Consider the following 17,475-nt stretch of genomic DNA (forward strand, 5'->3'; position numbering starts at 1 on the left):
TACGAAATGAGAGCGTTTATTGATAACGGATAGATTTTGGGTTGTTGTTCAACAATTTTTGGGGAGGCATGGGGTATGCGTTTAAACCTTGAGGCGCTGCTGATTTTGGACGCGTTGGATCGCCACGGCACCTTTGCCGCTGCGGCTGCGCGCTTGTTTAAAACCGCGTCGGCGTTGAGCTACACCGTGCAGAAGATGGAGAGCGATCTCAAGATCACGCTGTTGGATCGCTCTGGCCATCGCGCCACCTTCACCCCGACCGGGCGTTTGATGCTGGAAAAAGGACGCACCCTGCTGCGCGCGGTGAATGAGTTAGAGCAACAGGCGCGCTACGTCGAAAGCGGCTGGGAAAGCCAGTTGGTGATCAGCGTCGATGCATCGCTGCCGTTTCGCATTCTGACCCCGTTAATCGATCAGTTTTATCAGGAGCATCCGCATACTCAGCTGCAATTCCGCCAGGACGTGCTGGCTGGCTGCTGGGAAGCGCTTAACTATGGCGAAGCGGACATTGTCTTTGGCGCGGTGCAGGAACCCGCCACGCGCAAAGAGATTGTCTGCCAGCCGCTCGGCTGGCTGGATTATGTGTTTGCTGTCGCACCGGAGCATCCTCTCGCTTCCGCACCTGAACCACTGCTGCGCGAGCAGATTCGTCAGTACCGCGCGGTGACAGTGCACGACTCGTCTCGTCACGGTGCAGGTATTGATTTACGCGTGCTGGATGAGCAGAAGACGCTGAGCGTGCATGACTTCCCGGCGAAACTGCAGGCGCAGCTGGATGGTTTGGGCTGTGGTTATCTGCCGCTGTATCTGGCAAGACCGCATCTGGAGAGTGGCGCGCTGGTGGCGCGTCAGCTGGATAGCGAATGCCGCCGCGATATGGCGTATCTGGCGTGGAATGAAACCGCGACCGGCAATGCGGCAACCTGGTGGCGTGAGCACCTGCTCACGCTGCCAGGATTGCAGGAGATTTATTCTCCCGCGTAAAGGCTGTTATATCGCAATGTGATGGCTGACCTGCGGGGCTTCTTCACCCTGATGATATTGCAGAACGGCCTGCTGAAGTTCGGCATCGGCGTGCGACACACGCTGGTGCTGACGCATATGCTCCTGCCAGGACTCCACCATAAACCACTCCAGCAATGCTGTCGGATCGTCGGTTTGCTCCATGAGTCCCCATGAATAGGCGCCATCACGGCGGCGAGACTGTGCCAATTTGTGAATCGCCTTTTTGAACGCGGCGCGATCTTCCTGCGGCACGCGGTAGCGAATCTGAATCAACACCGGACCATGACGCACATCGACATCATCGTGCACCACCGGCATGGCCCAATGCTCAGCGGGTTGCAGATCGGCTTCACCCGCAGGCAGTGCCAGACGTTTCAGCAGTACGCCAGTGATCACCAGACCGGCCCCGGCAATCAGCAAAGTGGCGGCCAGCCCCAGTTGCTGCGCGATTAGACCCCAGGCCAGACTGCCACCGGCCAATGTGCCGTTAAACACCATCAGATACACCGCCAAACCGCGGCCGCGCACCCAATCCGGCAATACCGCCTGCGCTACGCCGTTCAAGGTGGTCAGTGCAATAATCCAGCCGATGCCGAGCACCAGCATCAACAGCAGCGCCAGCCACTGCGGCGGGCTCATCGCCAGGGCCAGCATCACCAGCGCACTGAGCACCGCTGAGAGCAACATCAAACCATCGTTACTCAGCTTGCTACGCAGACGCGGTAACAGCAGCGCACCGGCAATCGCGCCGCCGCCCACTGCGCCCAGCAGCAAACCATAAAAACCGGCGGTACCGTGCAGCATGGTGCGCGCTACCAGCGGCAGCAGCGCCCAGATGGCACTGGCAAAGGCGAAATACATCGCGGCACGGAACAGCACGCGGTGCAGTTCACGGCTAGCTTTGACATAGCGCAGGCCCGCGCGGAAGGCCCCAAAGAAGTGCTCATTCAGTTCGGTTTTAGCTTTCGCCGGACGTTTCCAGTACAGCAGGGCAGCAATAACGAAAAAATAACTCGCCACATCGGCACCGTAGGCCGCCATGGCGCCTAAACTTGCCAGCAGTAAACCGCCAGTGGCAGGCCCGATGGCGCGGGCAATATTGATGCCGAGCGAGTTAAGCGCTACGGCGTTTTTCAGCTCATGACGCGGCACCAGTTCAGGGACAATCGCCTGCCAGGCCGGGCCAAACAGCGCAGCACCAATGCCACCGACAAAGGTCAGGCCGATTAGCCATTCCACGGTGAGCCAGTGATTGTGCGACAGCACCAGCAGAGTGCCGCTGACGCTGGCCATCAGAATCTGCACCACGATCAGCAGACGGCGGCGATCGACGATATCAGAGAGCACGCCCGCGGGCAGTGCCAACAGGAACACCGGCAGGGTGGCGGCGGTTTGCATCAACGCCACGGCGGTCGGATTATCGGATAAGCCGGTGACTAACCAGGCGCTGGCGACGTCGCGAATAAAGCTGCCGGTATTACCGAGTACCGAGGCGGTCCAGATCAGGGCGAACAGCCCGTAGGCGAAGGGAGAAAAAGCACCGCCGCGTGGCGTCGTTGGGTTTTGCTGGCTCATCATCGTGTTCCTGTAAATGTGCGATGTATGCACCTTACGAATCCCGCCAGACGCTTGATAGCGGAAAAAATCGGCCAACTTGTTCAGGCTTTTTTGACAGCTTTGCAGGGCAAAAATCTTTGAACAAGTTGTCAAAATCTCTGCTTTAGGTTTTTACAGCAACCGAATGTAGTTTGATTGGCAGACACAACATCACTCACTAAACGGAGCAAAAAACATGAGCACATTCAAAGCAAAAGACGGCGTTAACCTGTATTACAAAGATTGGGGCAAAGGACAGCCCGTGCTGTTCAGCCACGGCTGGCCGCTGGATGCGGATATGTGGGATAGCCAACTGAATTTCCTCGCCGAACGCGGCTATCGTGCGATTGCGTTTGACCGTCGCGGTTTTGGTCGCTCTGAGCAGCCGTGGGAAGGCTACGATTACGATACTTTCGCCGATGATATTCATGCGCTGATTGAGCATCTGCAACTGGATGACATCACGCTGGTGGGCTTCTCAATGGGCGGTGGTGATGTCTCACGTTATATCGGTCGCTACGGTACGGCGAAAGTGAAAGGGCTGGTACTACTGGGCGCGGTGACGCCAATCTTCGGCAAAACCGATGACCATCCGGAAGGTGTTGAAAAAGCAGTATTTGATGGTATCAAAGACGGCTTGCGTAAAGATCGTGCGCAGTTTATCAAAGACTTCGCCACGCCGTTTTATGGTGCCAATGCCGGCCAGACTATTTCAGATGGCGTAATGACGCAGACGCTGAATATTGCGTTGCTGGCCTCACTGAAAGGCACAATTGATTGTGTCACGGCTTTTGCGGAGACCGATTTCCGCGCCGATATCGCCAAAGTGGATGTGCCGACGCTGGTGATCCACGGCAGCAACGACCAGATTGTACCCTTTGAAGCCACCGGTAAGCTGGTACACGAGATGATCGAAGGCTCGGAGCTGAAAGTGTATGAAAACGGCCCGCACGGTTTTGCGGTGACGCATCAGGATCAGTTGAACGACGACTTACTGGCGTTCTTGCAGGGAAATAAATAAGCGCAGGTTGCATAGCGGCGCAATTTATCGCGCGAATCCAGGGCTGCATCGCCGCTTACAGATGCGCAATAAGCCGCTGCGATAATGACCACCAAAAAGAAAGGGCGCTGATGCGCCCTTTCTGTTTTAATCCGCCAGCAGATGCCCGTACATCGACATTAGCCTGCGGGTCACACCGTTGGTCCAGCCAAATCCATCCTGCAGTGGATATTCACCGCCGCCACCCGGACGGGCACGATCGCCGCTGATGTCATACTTCTCCACCAGTTTGTGATGCAGCGAATAGAAGTTCTTCACCGTGGTCAGCCAGTTAACGGCAATCTCTGTCGCCAGCGTCTCTTCGCCGTAATGATTCAGACCCACTACCGCCATCCATTGTAATGGTGCCCAGCCGTTGGGTTTATCCCACTGTTCACCGCTCTCTACCATCGATGTCACCAGACCGCCCTGCGTCAGCAGCAACTGGCGCAGCGCCACCGCCTGCAGATGCGCTTGCTCCGGCGTGGCCAGGCCGAGGAACAGCGGCACCACAGCCGCTGCCGTGAAGGCACCAAAGCGTTCGTCGCGCCAGTTGTAATCACGGTACACGCCTGCGGTGTCATCCCACAGGTAACGATGAATCGCCTGCTTACGCGTGTCGGCTTTCTTCTGCCACGCCAGCGCCGTCAGCTCTTCGCCTTTAGCATGCGACAACGTGGAGATCATCAGCTCCAGCTTGTAGAGAAACGCATTCAGGTCCACAGGGATAAACTGCGTAGTGCGAATGCTGGCCAGACGTTGCGGATCGCGCAACCAGCGTGAGGAGTAATCCCATCCGGATGCGGCACCGGCACGCAAATCACGATACACCTCATTAGCCGGTCGGCTCGATTTGCTGGCAGTTTCCACGTCTTCCATCCACGACTCATCACGCGGGGTGTCGCGGTCATCCCAGTAGCGGTTGAGCAGCGAGCCATCCGGCATGCGCACCACGTGGCGATAAGCCTGATGTGGCATCAGCTCGCCCGCGCCATCCATCCAGAACTGATACTCTTTCATCAGCTGGTCGAGATAACGCTTGGCACCGCGAATCCCATCCTCTTCAAACAGCTCAACCATCAGGGCAAACACCGGTGGCTGTGAGCGGCTGAGATAATAAGTCCGGTTGCCGTTTGGCACGTGGCCGTAGTTATCGATTAGCCATGCGAAGTTATCTGCCATGTCGCGCAGCAAATCGTCACGCCCGGCATCGGCAAGGCCGAGCATGCTGAAATAGGAGTCCCAGTAATAGGTCTCACCAAAGCGTCCGCCGGGCACCACATAGGGTTTTGGCAGCGGCAGCAGCGATGAGTGCGGTAAATGCTGTTGCGGCATTTTGGTTAACACCGGCCACAACTCGTCAATATGTTCCGTCAGCGATTTATCAGGATTGGAAACATAAAAGCTTTCATTCACCTGAGGTAAATAAAATTGGTCGTGCACGAATTTTTCGAGATCGAATTCGGCCGAGCGACGAGTTCGACGATAGCGGATTAATATATCCAGCGGATCATATTTTGGCGCGCAGTCCGGGAAGGTTTTTCCATCCGGAAATATGCGCGACATCTGCACGTGCTCGAACAGTTCAAGGTAGCGATCGGCAGGGGTGAGCGCATCTGGCGCGGGCAGACCCTGGATCAGCTCCGGTTCCGGCTCGGAATCCTCCATGCCTTCGCGGATAAATTCGTGAGGATCGTATTGATACCCCAGATCAGCATGGGCTTCGTGTTCCCCGAAAGCTTGATGTTGCTGGTTAGTATTAATAGCGGCCTCCTGAAATTGCCTGGTTGCTCAAAGGACAAATTATAGAGCTTTGAATAGCCGAGACAACAATGCGAAATATCTATGAACGTAATAAATCTTGTCGATTGATCCGGCTTTTTAGTGAATTTTCAGCGATTACAACAAGCTATATTTCAGGAAATGAAAGCAGTGTTTTAAATGCTGGTTCAAATCAGTGCACAGAATTATCTGTAAATAAGAAAATCGCCATTATTTGACTTAAATACCGCGTTTGGCTTTGATCATTTGATGGCATACGAGACGGGAATCAGGCCAGCTCGGGCTGGCCTGAACAGGCATTATTTTGCCAGTGTGGCTTTAATCACCTCGGCATAAGGCGTGGTCGGGCGACCAATCAGTTTGCTCAGCGCTCGGCTGTCATCAAACAGCCCGCCTTGTGCGGCACCGGCATCGGAGTCCGCCAGCAGTTCTGCCAACGCATCCGGCAAACCGGCGCCTTTCAATGCTGCCTCAAACTCAGCAGGCGGCAGGTTGATGTAATCCACTTGCTCGCCAGACTGTTTAGCAATCTCGGCGCTGAACTCGGCCAGCGTATAGCTCTCATCACCAGCGAGTTCATACACTTTACCAGCCTGATCGTCACGGCTGATCACTTCAGCGGCGGCGGCGGCATAATCCACGCGAGCGGCCGATGAGATGCGGCCTTCACCCACCGCGCCAATAAAGGCGTGATGCGCCAGCGCCGGGGCAATGCTGGCGGCATAGTTTTCGGTGTACCAGCCGTTTCGCAGCAGGGCATAGGGCACGCCTGAGGCCTTTAACATCGCTTCGGTAGCACGGTGCTCAACGCCCAGACCCAGCGTGGTGGTGTCCGCATGCAGCAGGCTGGTGTAAGCGATAAACTTCACGCCCGCCGCTTTTGCCGCATCAATCACCGCCTGGTGTTGCGCTTCACGCTGGCCGACTTCGCTGGAAGAGATCAGCAGCAGTTTGTCGACGCCGCTGAACGCGCTTTTCAGCGTGTCTGGCTTACTGTAATCCGCCGCGCGCAACGTCACGCCCAGCGCTTTCAAATCGCCTGCTTTCTCAGGTGAACGCACTGCCGCAATCACTTCACTGGCAGGCACTTTTTTCAGTAACTCGTTAATCACCAAACGGCCCAGTTGGCCTGTGGCACCGGTAATCGCAATCATGATGTTCTCCTTCAGTTTGAGCTGGAATGAAATCAGCCTAAGGGATAAACTAACTTTTAGTAAGTACTTACAGATTTGTTAGTTTGGAAGAGGCAGCATAAATGTCTGAAAAATTGAGTAATAAATTTATCCGCGGCGAGCTGCTTAACGTCAATTGCCCTTCACGTGACGTGCTCAAGCGCATTACCAGCCGCTGGAGCGTATTAGTATTATTAGCGCTGCGCGAAGAAACGCTGCGTTTTAGTGAATTGCGCCGCAAGATTGGTGGCGTCAGTGAACGCATGCTGGCGCAAACGCTGCGCTATATGGAAGAAGATGGGTTTATCGAGCGCATCGCCTATGAAGTGGTGCCACCGCATGTGGAGTATCGACTGACGCCGCTCGGACGTGAAGTTGAAGGGCACGTGATTGGCCTGGCCGACTGGCTGGAAAGCAATGTGCACCGCATTGTAAAGGATAACGCGTAGGCGTAGCGGCCTCATGCATCGCGCATCTCCTTGATGTGTCAGCACCTGGGAACACCCGATAAATCAGTCCGCTACGCAAGTTCGGCACTGTCAGACGTGCAAATATTTCTCAAACCACCCCAATGTCCGGCTCCACGCTAACTCTGCTGCCGCTTTGTCATAACGTGGGGTCGAGTCGTTGTGGAAGCCATGATTCACGCCGGGATAGATATAGGCTTCATAGGTTTTATGGTTAGCTTTCAGCGCCTCTTCGTAGGCTGGCCAGCCTTCGTTGATGCCTTTGTCTAACGCGGCATAGTTCAGCAGCAGCGGGGCGTTGATGCGCGGCACGTCTTCCGCTTTGGGCTGGCGACCATAAAATGGCACCGCACAAGCCAGTTCCGGGAAGGCCACTGCAGCAGCATTCGCCACGCCGCCGCCGTAACAGAAGCCAGTGATCCCCACCTTGCCAGTGCCTTCCTCGTGGTGCATCAGGAAATCGACGGCAGCAAAAAAGTCGTTCATCAACTTAGTGGGATCGACTTTGGCCTGCATTGCACGACCCTCTTCATCATTGCCCGGATAACCGCCCATTGAGCTCAGGCCATCCGGTGCCAGCGCGATATATCCGGCTTTGGCCACGCGACGTGCGACATCTTCAATGTATGGATTCAGTCCGCGATTCTCATGCACCACCACCACCGCGCCCACTTTGCCGGTTGCCTTGGCTGGACGCACCAGATAGCCGCGCACCTCGCCATGGCCTTGCGGAGAGGGATAGTGGATGTATTCGGGTTTGATCTCGAGGTCGGTGAATTCAACTTGCTGCGCCAGTGCATAGTTGGGGCTCATGGCGGTAAGCAGGGTGGCACCGGTCATGCCAGCGATGGTGAATTTGGCGGCCAGGGTGATGAACTCACGTTTACTGATCCTGCCGTGCGCGTAATAGTCATATAACTCAAGCAGTTCCTGGGGAAAATCCTGTGCGGTAAGACGGGTCATAACCTCTCCTTCGCTGATTAACCGATGGCTTTGCTGCTCTAAAAAAGCACAGCGGGTTAATGCTTGCAAACGCTATGCCGCAAAGCGTTAAGAGAGAGAGGAGCGCAATGTGTCTGGCCCAGGCCCGTAAAAAATATATCCTTTGGTTTTAAAAGTGGGCTATTTTAATTAACAATCGAGATAACATCATATTGTCTGGAATTATTGACACGCTATCTGGTTAAGGATTGAATTAACCTTCCTGTTATCCGCACTAAAAAATAATCAAATGAGAGAGTTAACGTTTAACGTTGAGATCTTAGCGTGAAGATTAATAACAATATCGCTACAATAATCGAGGGTTGTTAACCTTAGAATTGTGATATCAATCAATTAGTCTTTGATGAAGACAATGATCGTTATCAACAAACACTGTTATAGTTTTAAAGACTTCCTCTGTTTATTTTCGTTCTGACTGCTTCCTTTTACATTAGTGCGACCTTTCATCCGATAAGACGAAATAACTCCCCGCACGCTGTGGTTCATTATAAGTAAAAATTCCAGTGCACTTTGTGGCAATGAGGTAAGCAATGTTTGGATTAGATGCCTTTCACCTGGCAAGGATACAGTTCGCCTTTACTGTCTCCTTCCATATTATTTTTCCAGCCATCACCATCGGCCTCGCCAGTTTCCTGGCGGTGCTCGAAGGGATGTGGCTGAAAACCCGCAACGAGACCTATCGCGATCTCTATCATTTTTGGTCCAAAGCCTTTGCCGTTAACTTCGGTATGGGTGTGGTCTCCGGGCTGGTAATGGCCTATCAGTTCGGCACTAACTGGAGTGGTTTCTCGCAGTTTGCCGGCAGTATCACCGGGCCACTGCTCACCTATGAAGTGTTAACCGCCTTCTTCCTGGAAGCGGGTTTCCTCGGTGTGATGCTGTTTGGCTGGAATCGCGTCGGTCCTGGTCTGCACTTCTTCGCCACCTGCATGGTGGCGTTAGGCACCATCTTCTCGACCTTCTGGATTCTGGCCAGTAACAGCTGGATGCACACCCCACAGGGTTACATCATCGAAAACGGCGTTGTGGTGCCGGAGGACTGGCTCAAGATCATTTTTAACCCGTCATTCCCGTTCAGATTGCTACATATGTCCACCGCGGCTTTCCTCGCCAGTGCCTTCTTTGTCGGCGCTTCAGCGGCCTGGCATCTGCTGCGAGGCAATGACAACCCTGCCGTGCGCAAGATGTTTTCGATGGCGCTGTGGATGGCACTGATCGTCTCACCGATTCAGGCGTTTCTCGGCGATGCACATGGCCTGAACACGCTGGAGTATCAGCCAGCCAAAATCGCGGCGATAGAAGGGCACTGGGAAAACAAGCCAGGTGAAGCCACGCCACTGATTCTGTTCGGTGTGCCGGATATGGAGCAGGAGCGCACCAAATATGCGCTGGAGATTCCCTATCTCGGTAGCCTGATTCTGACGCACAGCCTTCAGAAGCAGATCCCGGCACTGAAAACTTTCCCGAAAGAGGATCGCCCAAACTCCACCGTGATTTTCTGGTCGTTCCGCGTGATGGTAGCGCTCGGTTTGTTGATGATCGGTATGGGTGTGATCAGCCTGTGGCTGCGGGTGAAGAAGCGCCTGTATCAGTCACGGCCGTTTTTGTGGTTCTGCTTGCTGATGGGGCCATCGGGACTGATCGCCATTCTGGCGGGATGGATCACCACCGAAATGGGTCGCCAGCCGTGGGTAGTGTATGGCGTGCAGCGCACCATTGATGCGGTCTCCGCCCATGGCAATCTGCACATGAGCATCAGCCTGATGGCGTTCATCGTGGTCTACTGCTCGGTGTTTGGTGTCGGCTATCACTACATGATGCGCCTGATTAAACAAGGTCCAGTGACCGGTGAAGGTAGAGAAGTGGCGCACGGTGGCCCGGGCGAGCAACACACTCCGGCTCGTCCGCTGTCAGCGGCCAATACCCATAAACGTGGGGAGCAATAATTATGATCGACTTTTCTATCATCTGGTTCGCCATCATCGTGTTTGGCACCCTGATGTATATCGTGATGGATGGCTTCGATTTGGGGATTGGGCTGTTGCTGCCATTCAACAAAGATCCGATCGAGCGCGACATGATGGTCAACACCGTGGCGCCAGTGTGGGATGGTAACGAAACCTGGCTGGTACTGGGGGGCGCAGCGCTGTATGGCGCTTTCCCGCTGGCCTATTCGGTGCTGCTGGATGCGCTATCGATCCCATTAACCGCGATGCTCATCGGTTTGATTTTTCGCGGCGTGGCGTTTGAGTTCCGCTTTAAAGCCACTGAAGAGCATCGTCCGTTTTGGGATAAATCGTTCATCGCCGGATCGCTGCTGGCGACCTTTAGTCAGGGCGTGGCCGTGGGCGCCATTCTTAATGGCTTCCCGGTATCAGGCCGTGAATATGTCGGTTCAGCAATGAATTGGCTGGCGCCGTTCCCGCTGTTCTGCGGTATTGGCTTAGTGATTGCTTATGCACTGCTGGGCTGCACCTGGCTGATTATGAAAACTGAGCACGACCTGCACCGCAAAATGTCAGCGCTGGCCACACCGCTCACCCTGACGCTGCTGTTGGTGGTTGGCATTATCAGTGTCTGGACGCCGCTCACCCACGCGGATATCGCGCAACGCTGGTTCTCACGTCCCAACCTGTTCTGGTTCCTGCCGGTTCCGCTACTGGTGGTGCTGTGCTCGTGGGGGATTGTGCGCGCCATCAAGCGTGAGGCGCATTACACACCGTTTCTTTTGACGCTGGCGCTGATTTTCCTCGGTTTCTCCGGTCTGGGTATCAGTATCTGGCCAAACATCGTACCGCCGTCGATCACTATCTGGCAGGCCGCATCTCCGGCCAGTAGCCAGGCGTTTATGTTGGTGGGCGCTTTACTGATTATTCCGGTGATTCTGGGTTACACCTTCTGGAGTTACTACGTGTTCCGCGGAAAAATCAAAGCCGATGAGGGGTACCATTGATATGCCAATCCAGGTCAGCAAGATGAAAGACAGGGTAACGCCGTCGCCATGGTGGAAGCGGGTGATATGGCTGGTCATTATTTATGGCGCAAGCGTGCTGGCACTGGGTGTGGTGGCATCACTGTTTCGTATGATGTTGAACGCGGCAGGCATGCATACGCACTGAGTCTTCACAGAGACCGGTTTCGCAACAGTGTGCGCCCCGTTACAAAAATTGCGTGAAGGTCGCTGGTAATAGCGACCTTATTCACATTATCGCAGTGCAAAAATTGACCCTAAAACGTTAGTAACCTAAGCAATTAATGCTGTTCCCGCCTCGCTGCCTTTACTCTTCCTTACGTAAGTAATACGTTTTTGTTATATTTATGTGACTAATCGCGCAAATTCATTACCTTCACACTTATCACTCGATTGAAAAAATCATGCTCAGCCTGAATCTTAAAAAACAGTACATCAACGATCTGGTGGACTGGATAGAGGCGAATCTGACCGATGAGCTCAATATCGATCTGATTACCCTGAAATCTGGTTACTCCAAGTGGCACATGCAGCGCATGTTCAAAGAGATGACCGGCCAAACGCTGGCCTCGTATACGCGCAAGCGTCGCCTGACCATGTCAGCGATGGCGCTGCGTTTGACCAGCATGCCGCTCATCGATATTGCCGTGCGCTTTGGCTTCGATAACCAGCAGAATTTCACGAGGGTATTCAAAAGCCACTTCTCCATGACGCCCGGCGCCTATCGTCGTATCCCGGACATGCTGATGAAGGATTTCCACAGTCGTATTTCCACGCAGCGTTCGTGGGTCAACGCGCGTCTGGCCGAGAAGCCGGAGTTGCAGCTGTGTGGCGAAGTGATTGAGTGGGAGTGCCGCTTTGGCGAGTACATCGATCATCATAATCAGGTGGTCGCGCAGTATACCCGCGATTTTGTCCGTTTTGCCGGTAAGCATGTCAGTCGTGGCTGGCTGGGATTCCAGTTCAGTCCGGGAGTGAATTCAGCCGATCAGCAGCACATTAGCTTGTTCCAGGCACTGGAAAGTCAGTATGCCGATGTGCTGCCGCGCAACGTGCAGAACTGGACCGGCGAGAGTGGTTTATATGCGGAAATTGACTGGCACGGTACGCCGGAAGAGATCAACGCGTTTACCGCCGAGATTTACTACAACCACTTGCCTGCACTGGGTGTGGCGCGCCGGGCCGGTAAAGACCTGCTCAAGCTGGATCTGAAATACAGCACGCCCGATTTGCTGCAGGGCACTTTCTACATTCCGGTCTCCACCTGCTAATGCATAAATCGTGCGGTTATCTGTGACTAACCGCACGATTTTATAAAATATTCGCCGTAACTGGCGTAAAATCCTTCATTGAAACCTGATTGGCCGCGTAAAACACCAGCCGCCACACATCAGGCTGGATAATCACCTGCATTCCTGGTCCGCTCTGGACCGCTAAAGTGAAAAAGAAAAAATTATGCGACTTTTACCGTTGTTCCTCATGACAGCGCTTGTGGCGTTTTCCTCGCTGGCAAGTGCACAGATGGCTGAGCCTTTCTCTCCGCCGGGCGGCCTGCATCCTCATCAGACTCACTGCCAGCAGCATGAAATTGTGGGTGATAACCCGCTGCCGCAGCACAGCCAGGATGACAATAGCTTTGTCAACTGCAGTAACCATCAGGCCTGATTTCACCTCCGTTTTACCGCGCTTTACTCCGTTAATATCGATGACACGCCGCACGTTTGTTGCGGCGCGATCGTTGCTTGCTGTTGTTCGCTAGTCGAACTCAATTCCCTTTGCGGGAGAACTCGCTGCGGTGCTCTCCTGAAACCCCTTCAGCGTTAATACCTGCCAAGCCACACCGAAAATTCTGCAACTTTTCCCAATAGCATTTTTCGGCATTGCATCGAAGATATATCATAGCTATTCTGCCTGACGTCAGATGAGAATGATTTTCGATAACGTTTGACGTGAACGACTCTCAAGTTACGGTATCGTCAGCTGAAGGGTCGGCAATCCTGCCACCCCGGATGGGTAACAGCAGGTTCGCATTTAGTAACGCCTTTGTCTGGAGAGATCTCTTGCAAAAAAACACTAACGATCGCGCACCGAAGCGCGTACGCAACGAATTACGTTTCCGTCATATCACCGTGGCGAGCAAAACCTTAATCGCCGGTGAATTCTGGCGCATCGAGTTTACCGGCAGCGATCTGGCGGGCTTCAATTCGCCATCGTTCGACGATCACATCAAAGTGTTCTTCCCGGACAACGCTGGCAGTGCTTTGGCCTTGCCGCAAATGACCGAAGAAGGGATCGTCTGGCCTGGTGGCGTACGTCCGGCTGCGCGTGACTACACGCCGCTGGCGTTTAACGGTACGGATTCCCTGACGCTCGATTTCTATATTCACGATGGCGGCGTGGCCAGCAGCTGGGCGAATGAGGCAAAGCCAGGTGATCAAATCGCCATGGGCGGCCCGCGTGGCTCCTGTGTGGTGCCCGTGGATTATGCTTGCCAGATTTACGTGTGCGATGAGACCGGTCTGCCAGCCTTCAAGCGTCGCTACGCTGAGATGCAGGCGCAGCAGATCCATCTGCTGGCCTACGCCGATGAAACCACCGGACGCGATTATCTCGGCGATCTGCCAAATGTGCAGGTGACCTGGCTCGGCAGTGGCAGCATGCAGGTAGATAACCTCGGCCCGCTGATTGCGCAGCTGGATCAGATCTCACTGCCCACAGAAGAGTATTTCATCTGGCTGACCGGTGAAGGTGAAGCGGTAAAACTGCTGAGCGACTACTTCACGCAACGCCGTGGTGCGCACACTGATTTCGTACGCGCGGTGGCTTACTGGCATCAGAAATAACTGACTTCGCCGCGCCCGCTGCCGCCTGTGTTGAATTTTGCCAGGCGGCAGACTACTATCAACCTCCCTTAATTGACCTCAGGGAAGGCAATGAAACAGCAGCGGGATTTTCCATGGCAGTCCGATAATGCACAACGTGCAATCTGTGCAGGTGCGCGTAAAAAGCGCCGGGAAAGGATGCTGGATGCCAGTGATATCCGCCTGTTGATGATGCATTTCCTCGCCAACGGTTCTGCGCATGGCTATGAGCTCATCAAGTCAGTGGAAGAGCTGTCCAAAGGGGAATACTCCCCCAGCCCTGGCATCATCTATCCTAACCTCACTTTGCTCGAAGAGATGGATGCGATCCGCGTGGTGGATGCACATGCATCGCGTAAAGCCTACGCACTCAATGAAGGTGGTCGCGCATTATTAGCCGAGAACGGCGAGAATATTGCCAATATTATTGAGCGACTGACTTCGCTGGCGATTCTGGTGAATAATCGCAGTATTCCGGAAGTCGAGCAGGCGATTCATCATATTCGGCATACGCTGAACCATCGTTTGTCGCAGGAAGATATTTCTCCTGAGGCGCTGGAAATTGTGATTAACGCTTTGAATGAAGCGACGGAAAAAATCGCCAGCAGTTAACCCTCACAGGCATTAACGTTTTGATTTTCTGTCATGGGCGCAACCTGGCGCCCTTATTGAAACCCTCTTTAGGGCTTCTTCTTATCCACGTGCCCTAACTCGCGATCCGGCCAGCAGAAATCACGCACGCGCTGTTTCAGCGCGGCCGCATCCGGGAATCCGCCTTCCTGTTTACGCTCCCAAATCACCGTGCCATCAATCGAGATTTCAAATACGCCGCCAGTACCAGGTTTCAGCGTCACCGCGCTCAAATCTTCGGCAAAAGTGTGCAGCAGTTCCTGCGCCATCCACGCCGAACGCAGCAGCCAGTTGCATTGAGTGCAGTAGTAAATCGTCACAGCCGGTTTTTGCGACATCAGGCGCCTCTTCTTAATTATTGATTATAAACAAGTTAACAAAATGTGCGGTCTAAGATACATCTTAGTGTAAAGTTTATTGATAATGATTACCAATTGCATTACATTCCTGACGAAATTATTTATTACATAAAATAAGTCCACATATTTTACGGTTTATTAACGCATATCGCGTTTTTTTGGCGGCAATCCAGTGAGCGAATACTAACAATTAACCAGGTATTTCGCGCATGTCTTCACTCTTTCAGGGAATGACCCAGCAACGTCTGTTTAAAGTTGCGATTTTGTCTTCCGCTATTCACGCCGCTTGCAGCTATGCAGCCAACGACAACACGACACTTGCTTTATCTTCTGACAAATCCACCAGTGCAGAGCCGGTTATGACGGTAACTGCGCCGAAGCTGGAGAAACAAGCCGGTAGCAAAAGCACCATTACCGCCGCCGATATGCAGCGGGATGGCGGCAATGATTTCGGTACCATCATGCGCTACGAACCAGGCGTGACGGCAACTGGTGCAAGCGGCGGCTCTTCTGCAGGTAAAAGTGGTTTTGATCGCGCGGGCTACACCGGCTACAACATCCGTGGTCTGGAAAGCAACCGCGTCGATATCAACGTTGACGGTGTTTCTCTGCCGGATGCCACTGGCCGTAGCTACGTCAGCCGCGCCGGTTTGGATACCTTTGGTATTGGCCGCGATTACATCGACCCATACATGTTTGGTCGCGTGGATATTGATAAAGGCGCGACTTCAGTCTCTCAGGCCAACACCGCGATTGGTGGTGCGGTATCGTTCCGCAACAAGACGCCAGACGACTACTTACATCCCGGTAAAACCACCTACTTTGGCTACCAGAGCGACTTCGATTCCTCAAACCGCAGCTGGCACAACGGCATCACTGCCGCAGCAGGCGATCAGGAACTGCGCGGTATCTTTGTTTACAGCCGTCGCGATGGCCAGGAAACGCAAAACAATGATGCGAGCCGTGGCGCCTATCCTGCCAACTGGCACTCTGACGCACTGCTGGGCAGCGTGGTGTGGGAGCCGAATGACGCGCACAAAATCACCGGTACCGCCGATTTCTACCATAAAACCAATCACACCCATTACGACAGCTGGGATACTTCAGGCAATACCGTATACGGCACCGCACAGCAGCAGAGCGATACCCGTCGCTTCGGCCTGAGCCTGGCGGACGAGTACACGCCTTACAACGACTTCATCGACAGCCTGAGCACGCGTGTCTACTGGCAGCACACCGAAGCGCATGACAACACCTATATGCCTTCGAGTGCGTCAGCCTATGAAACGGTTTACTCGGACTACAACACTGACAGCTACGGCTTTGAAACCAACCTGGCTAAAACGCTGGGTCGTCATGAGCTGACTGCCGGTTTAAATGGACGTCTGGAAAAAACCGAGCGCCCATTCCGCCAGTCACCGACGCCTGGTACCTTCAGTGTAATCATGCAGCCTGAAGCAGACAGCCGCAGCTACACGCTGGGCGGCTTTGTGCAGGATAAGATCAACTTCGACCTGGATGGCCACAACTTTGCGGTGGTGCCGGGCGTACGTGTGGCTTACCAAAATACCAAGCCTGATAACCTCAGCAGCCTGACCAGCGGCAGCACCGTTCTAACCGAATCAGAAGTTGAAACGCTTTATGGCTCAGGCAATAGCGATACGCAGGTTCTGCCATCACTGGCATTCCACTATGAGCTCACGCCAACACTGATGACCTATCTGCAATACAAGCGCGGCGCACAATTCCCGAACGCCAGCCAGCTGTATGGTTCATGGAACCTCGGTTCCAGCTATGCGGGTAGTCAGCAATATGCGCTGATTGGTAACCCGGATTTGAAAACCGAAACCAGCAACAACTTCGAATGGGGTCTGAAAGGACAGCCGACCGAAGGCGTGGTGATGAACACAGCGGTTTACTACAACGCTTACAAAAACTTCATTGCCTATAACCGTTACACCCGTGCCGGTAGCCCGGAGAAATTCACCAACGTTCCAGGCAACATTTACACTACTTATCAGTCAGAGAATCGCGATAAAGCCTATATCTATGGTGCTGAGTTGAGTGGGAAGGTGAATTTCGGCACCTGGCATCAAGATGTGCAGGGCCTGAGCGCACGCTTCGCCTTTAGCTATAACGAAGGTAAATCTAAATCGAGTTACCTAGGCGACCGTTACGTCGATCTGGAAAGCGTACCGCCAATGAAAGCGGTGCTGGGCCTGGGTTGGGATGCGCTGCAGAACGAGTACGGTGCTGCTGTGACGGCAACCTTCGTGAAGGGCAAAAAAGCCACGGCGACCAACCGCCAGAGCTATACCAATACCGGTTCTGCACTGACCGATTCCACCACCGATTACGAGCGCGTGCCGGGTTACGGTATGGTCGATCTGACGGCTTATTGGCAGGTGGCTAAGAACGTCAAGCTGAGCGGTGGCGTGTATAACCTGACAGATCGTAAATATTGGGATTACCTGAGCAGCCGCGAAATGACCAGCGATACCGCACAGGATCGCAACGATATCGCACTGGCAACTCAGCCAGGCCGCACCTTCCAACTCGGTGTGAACGTCGACTTCTAATCATTTTTTCGC

At 53.8% G+C, this 17,475-nt stretch carries 16 protein-coding genes; 11 read left to right on the top strand and 5 right to left on the bottom strand.

Annotated elements, in window-relative coordinates:
- Positions 1–75 precede the first annotated feature (75 nt).
- Complete coding sequence (locus tag QMZ65_RS06105) at positions 76–984, top strand: LysR family transcriptional regulator (protein ID WP_058959305.1); 909 nt, start codon at positions 76–78, stop codon at positions 982–984.
- Positions 985–990: 6 nt separating this feature from the next.
- Here QMZ65_RS06105 and QMZ65_RS06110 read toward each other — a convergent pair whose 3' ends face one another.
- The gene (locus QMZ65_RS06110; RefSeq protein WP_097118085.1) at positions 991–2,580 is read right to left on the bottom strand and encodes an MFS transporter; all 1,590 of its coding nucleotides are present in this window, start codon (positions 2,578–2,580) and stop codon (positions 991–993) included.
- Between the two features lie 217 nt (positions 2,581–2,797).
- Here QMZ65_RS06110 and QMZ65_RS06115 point away from each other — a divergent pair, with 217 nt between their 5' ends.
- Positions 2,798–3,622 (top strand): alpha/beta fold hydrolase, encoded by an 825-nt coding sequence (locus QMZ65_RS06115; protein WP_160833023.1) that lies wholly within the window; start codon positions 2,798–2,800, stop codon positions 3,620–3,622.
- Between the two features lie 126 nt (positions 3,623–3,748).
- Here the strand turns inward: QMZ65_RS06115 and treF are convergent, their stop codons facing one another.
- Positions 3,749–5,404: an alpha,alpha-trehalase TreF gene (gene treF, locus QMZ65_RS06120; protein WP_097118083.1), complete on the bottom strand. Its 1,656-nt coding sequence runs from the start codon at positions 5,402–5,404 to the stop codon at positions 3,749–3,751.
- A gap of 317 nt (positions 5,405–5,721) precedes the next feature.
- Entirely contained in the window at positions 5,722–6,576 is an 855-nt protein-coding gene (locus tag QMZ65_RS06125; protein WP_097118082.1) for an SDR family oxidoreductase, read from the bottom strand.
- A gap of 101 nt (positions 6,577–6,677) precedes the next feature.
- On the opposite strand from QMZ65_RS06125, the gene QMZ65_RS06130 reads away from it, so the two are divergent.
- Positions 6,678–7,043, top strand: coding sequence for a winged helix-turn-helix transcriptional regulator (locus tag QMZ65_RS06130; RefSeq protein WP_097118081.1), 366 nt, complete (start codon positions 6,678–6,680; stop codon positions 7,041–7,043).
- Positions 7,044–7,133: 90 nt separating this feature from the next.
- On the opposite strand, the gene yghX is transcribed toward QMZ65_RS06130, so the two are convergent.
- Positions 7,134–8,024, bottom strand: coding sequence for a YghX family hydrolase (gene yghX / locus QMZ65_RS06135; RefSeq protein WP_283215599.1), 891 nt, complete (start codon positions 8,022–8,024; stop codon positions 7,134–7,136).
- A gap of 569 nt (positions 8,025–8,593) precedes the next feature.
- On the opposite strand from yghX, the gene QMZ65_RS06140 reads away from it, so the two are divergent.
- The 7 genes from QMZ65_RS06140 to QMZ65_RS06170 all read left to right on the top strand — a co-directional run bounded on the left by QMZ65_RS06140 (position 8,594) and on the right by QMZ65_RS06170 (position 14,507).
- On the top strand, positions 8,594–10,009 hold the full coding sequence (locus QMZ65_RS06140) for a cytochrome ubiquinol oxidase subunit I (RefSeq protein WP_097118079.1): 1,416 nt from the start codon (positions 8,594–8,596) through the stop codon (positions 10,007–10,009).
- A gap of 2 nt (positions 10,010–10,011) precedes the next feature.
- Positions 10,012–11,016: a cytochrome d ubiquinol oxidase subunit II gene (cydB, locus tag QMZ65_RS06145; protein ID WP_283215600.1), complete on the top strand. Its 1,005-nt coding sequence runs from the start codon at positions 10,012–10,014 to the stop codon at positions 11,014–11,016.
- Position 11,017: 1 nt separating this feature from the next.
- Positions 11,018–11,182 carry a DUF2474 domain-containing protein gene (locus QMZ65_RS06150; protein ID WP_283215601.1) on the top strand — a complete coding sequence of 55 codons (165 nt, stop codon included), beginning with the start codon at positions 11,018–11,020 and terminating at the stop codon, positions 11,180–11,182.
- A 256-nt stretch (positions 11,183–11,438) separates the two neighbouring features.
- Positions 11,439–12,305 carry a helix-turn-helix domain-containing protein gene (locus tag QMZ65_RS06155; RefSeq protein WP_097118076.1) on the top strand — a complete coding sequence of 289 codons (867 nt, stop codon included), beginning with the start codon at positions 11,439–11,441 and terminating at the stop codon, positions 12,303–12,305.
- Positions 12,306–12,489: 184 nt separating this feature from the next.
- Entirely contained in the window at positions 12,490–12,699 is a 210-nt protein-coding gene (locus QMZ65_RS06160; RefSeq protein ID WP_034823294.1) for a hypothetical protein, read from the top strand.
- A 395-nt stretch (positions 12,700–13,094) separates the two neighbouring features.
- On the top strand, positions 13,095–13,877 hold the full coding sequence (locus tag QMZ65_RS06165; protein WP_255253265.1) for a siderophore-interacting protein: 783 nt from the start codon (positions 13,095–13,097) through the stop codon (positions 13,875–13,877).
- 90 nt (positions 13,878–13,967) lie between these two features.
- Positions 13,968–14,507, top strand: a complete 540-nt coding sequence (locus tag QMZ65_RS06170) for a PadR family transcriptional regulator (RefSeq protein WP_097118074.1) — start codon at positions 13,968–13,970, stop codon at positions 14,505–14,507.
- A gap of 68 nt (positions 14,508–14,575) precedes the next feature.
- Here QMZ65_RS06170 and QMZ65_RS06175 read toward each other — a convergent pair whose 3' ends face one another.
- Positions 14,576–14,863 (bottom strand): Rdx family protein, encoded by a 288-nt coding sequence (locus tag QMZ65_RS06175; protein ID WP_097118073.1) that lies wholly within the window; start codon positions 14,861–14,863, stop codon positions 14,576–14,578.
- 230 nt (positions 14,864–15,093) lie between these two features.
- On the opposite strand from QMZ65_RS06175, the gene QMZ65_RS06180 reads away from it, so the two are divergent.
- Positions 15,094–17,463, top strand: a complete 2,370-nt coding sequence (locus tag QMZ65_RS06180) for a TonB-dependent hemoglobin/transferrin/lactoferrin family receptor (RefSeq protein WP_283215602.1) — start codon at positions 15,094–15,096, stop codon at positions 17,461–17,463.
- Positions 17,464–17,475 lie beyond the last annotated feature (12 nt).

It is taken from the genome of Pantoea sp. EABMAA-21, from assembly GCF_030053335.1.
GTDB lineage: Bacteria > Pseudomonadota > Gammaproteobacteria > Enterobacterales > Enterobacteriaceae > Pantoea > Pantoea communis.

What these genes read in the sequence shown, in the direction of transcription:
- QMZ65_RS06105 (WP_058959305.1), top strand. Translation starts at nt 76, where the DNA reads ATGCGTTTAAACCTTGAGGCGCTGCTGATTTTGGACGCGTTGGATCGC.
- QMZ65_RS06110 (WP_097118085.1), bottom strand. Translation starts at nt 2,580, where the DNA reads ATGAGCCAGCAAAACCCAACGACGCCACGCGGCGGTGCTTTTTCTCCC.
- QMZ65_RS06115 (WP_160833023.1), top strand. Translation starts at nt 2,798, where the DNA reads ATGAGCACATTCAAAGCAAAAGACGGCGTTAACCTGTATTACAAAGAT.
- QMZ65_RS06125 (WP_097118082.1), bottom strand. Translation starts at nt 6,576, where the DNA reads ATGATTGCGATTACCGGTGCCACAGGCCAACTGGGCCGTTTGGTGATT.
- QMZ65_RS06130 (WP_097118081.1), top strand. Translation starts at nt 6,678, where the DNA reads ATGTCTGAAAAATTGAGTAATAAATTTATCCGCGGCGAGCTGCTTAAC.
- yghX (WP_283215599.1), bottom strand. Translation starts at nt 8,024, where the DNA reads ATGACCCGTCTTACCGCACAGGATTTTCCCCAGGAACTGCTTGAGTTA.
- QMZ65_RS06140 (WP_097118079.1), top strand. Translation starts at nt 8,594, where the DNA reads ATGTTTGGATTAGATGCCTTTCACCTGGCAAGGATACAGTTCGCCTTT.
- cydB (WP_283215600.1), top strand. Translation starts at nt 10,012, where the DNA reads ATGATCGACTTTTCTATCATCTGGTTCGCCATCATCGTGTTTGGCACC.
- QMZ65_RS06150 (WP_283215601.1), top strand. Translation starts at nt 11,018, where the DNA reads ATGCCAATCCAGGTCAGCAAGATGAAAGACAGGGTAACGCCGTCGCCA.
- QMZ65_RS06155 (WP_097118076.1), top strand. Translation starts at nt 11,439, where the DNA reads ATGCTCAGCCTGAATCTTAAAAAACAGTACATCAACGATCTGGTGGAC.
- QMZ65_RS06160 (WP_034823294.1), top strand. Translation starts at nt 12,490, where the DNA reads ATGCGACTTTTACCGTTGTTCCTCATGACAGCGCTTGTGGCGTTTTCC.
- QMZ65_RS06170 (WP_097118074.1), top strand. Translation starts at nt 13,968, where the DNA reads ATGAAACAGCAGCGGGATTTTCCATGGCAGTCCGATAATGCACAACGT.
- QMZ65_RS06175 (WP_097118073.1), bottom strand. Translation starts at nt 14,863, where the DNA reads ATGTCGCAAAAACCGGCTGTGACGATTTACTACTGCACTCAATGCAAC.
- QMZ65_RS06180 (WP_283215602.1), top strand. Translation starts at nt 15,094, where the DNA reads ATGTCTTCACTCTTTCAGGGAATGACCCAGCAACGTCTGTTTAAAGTT.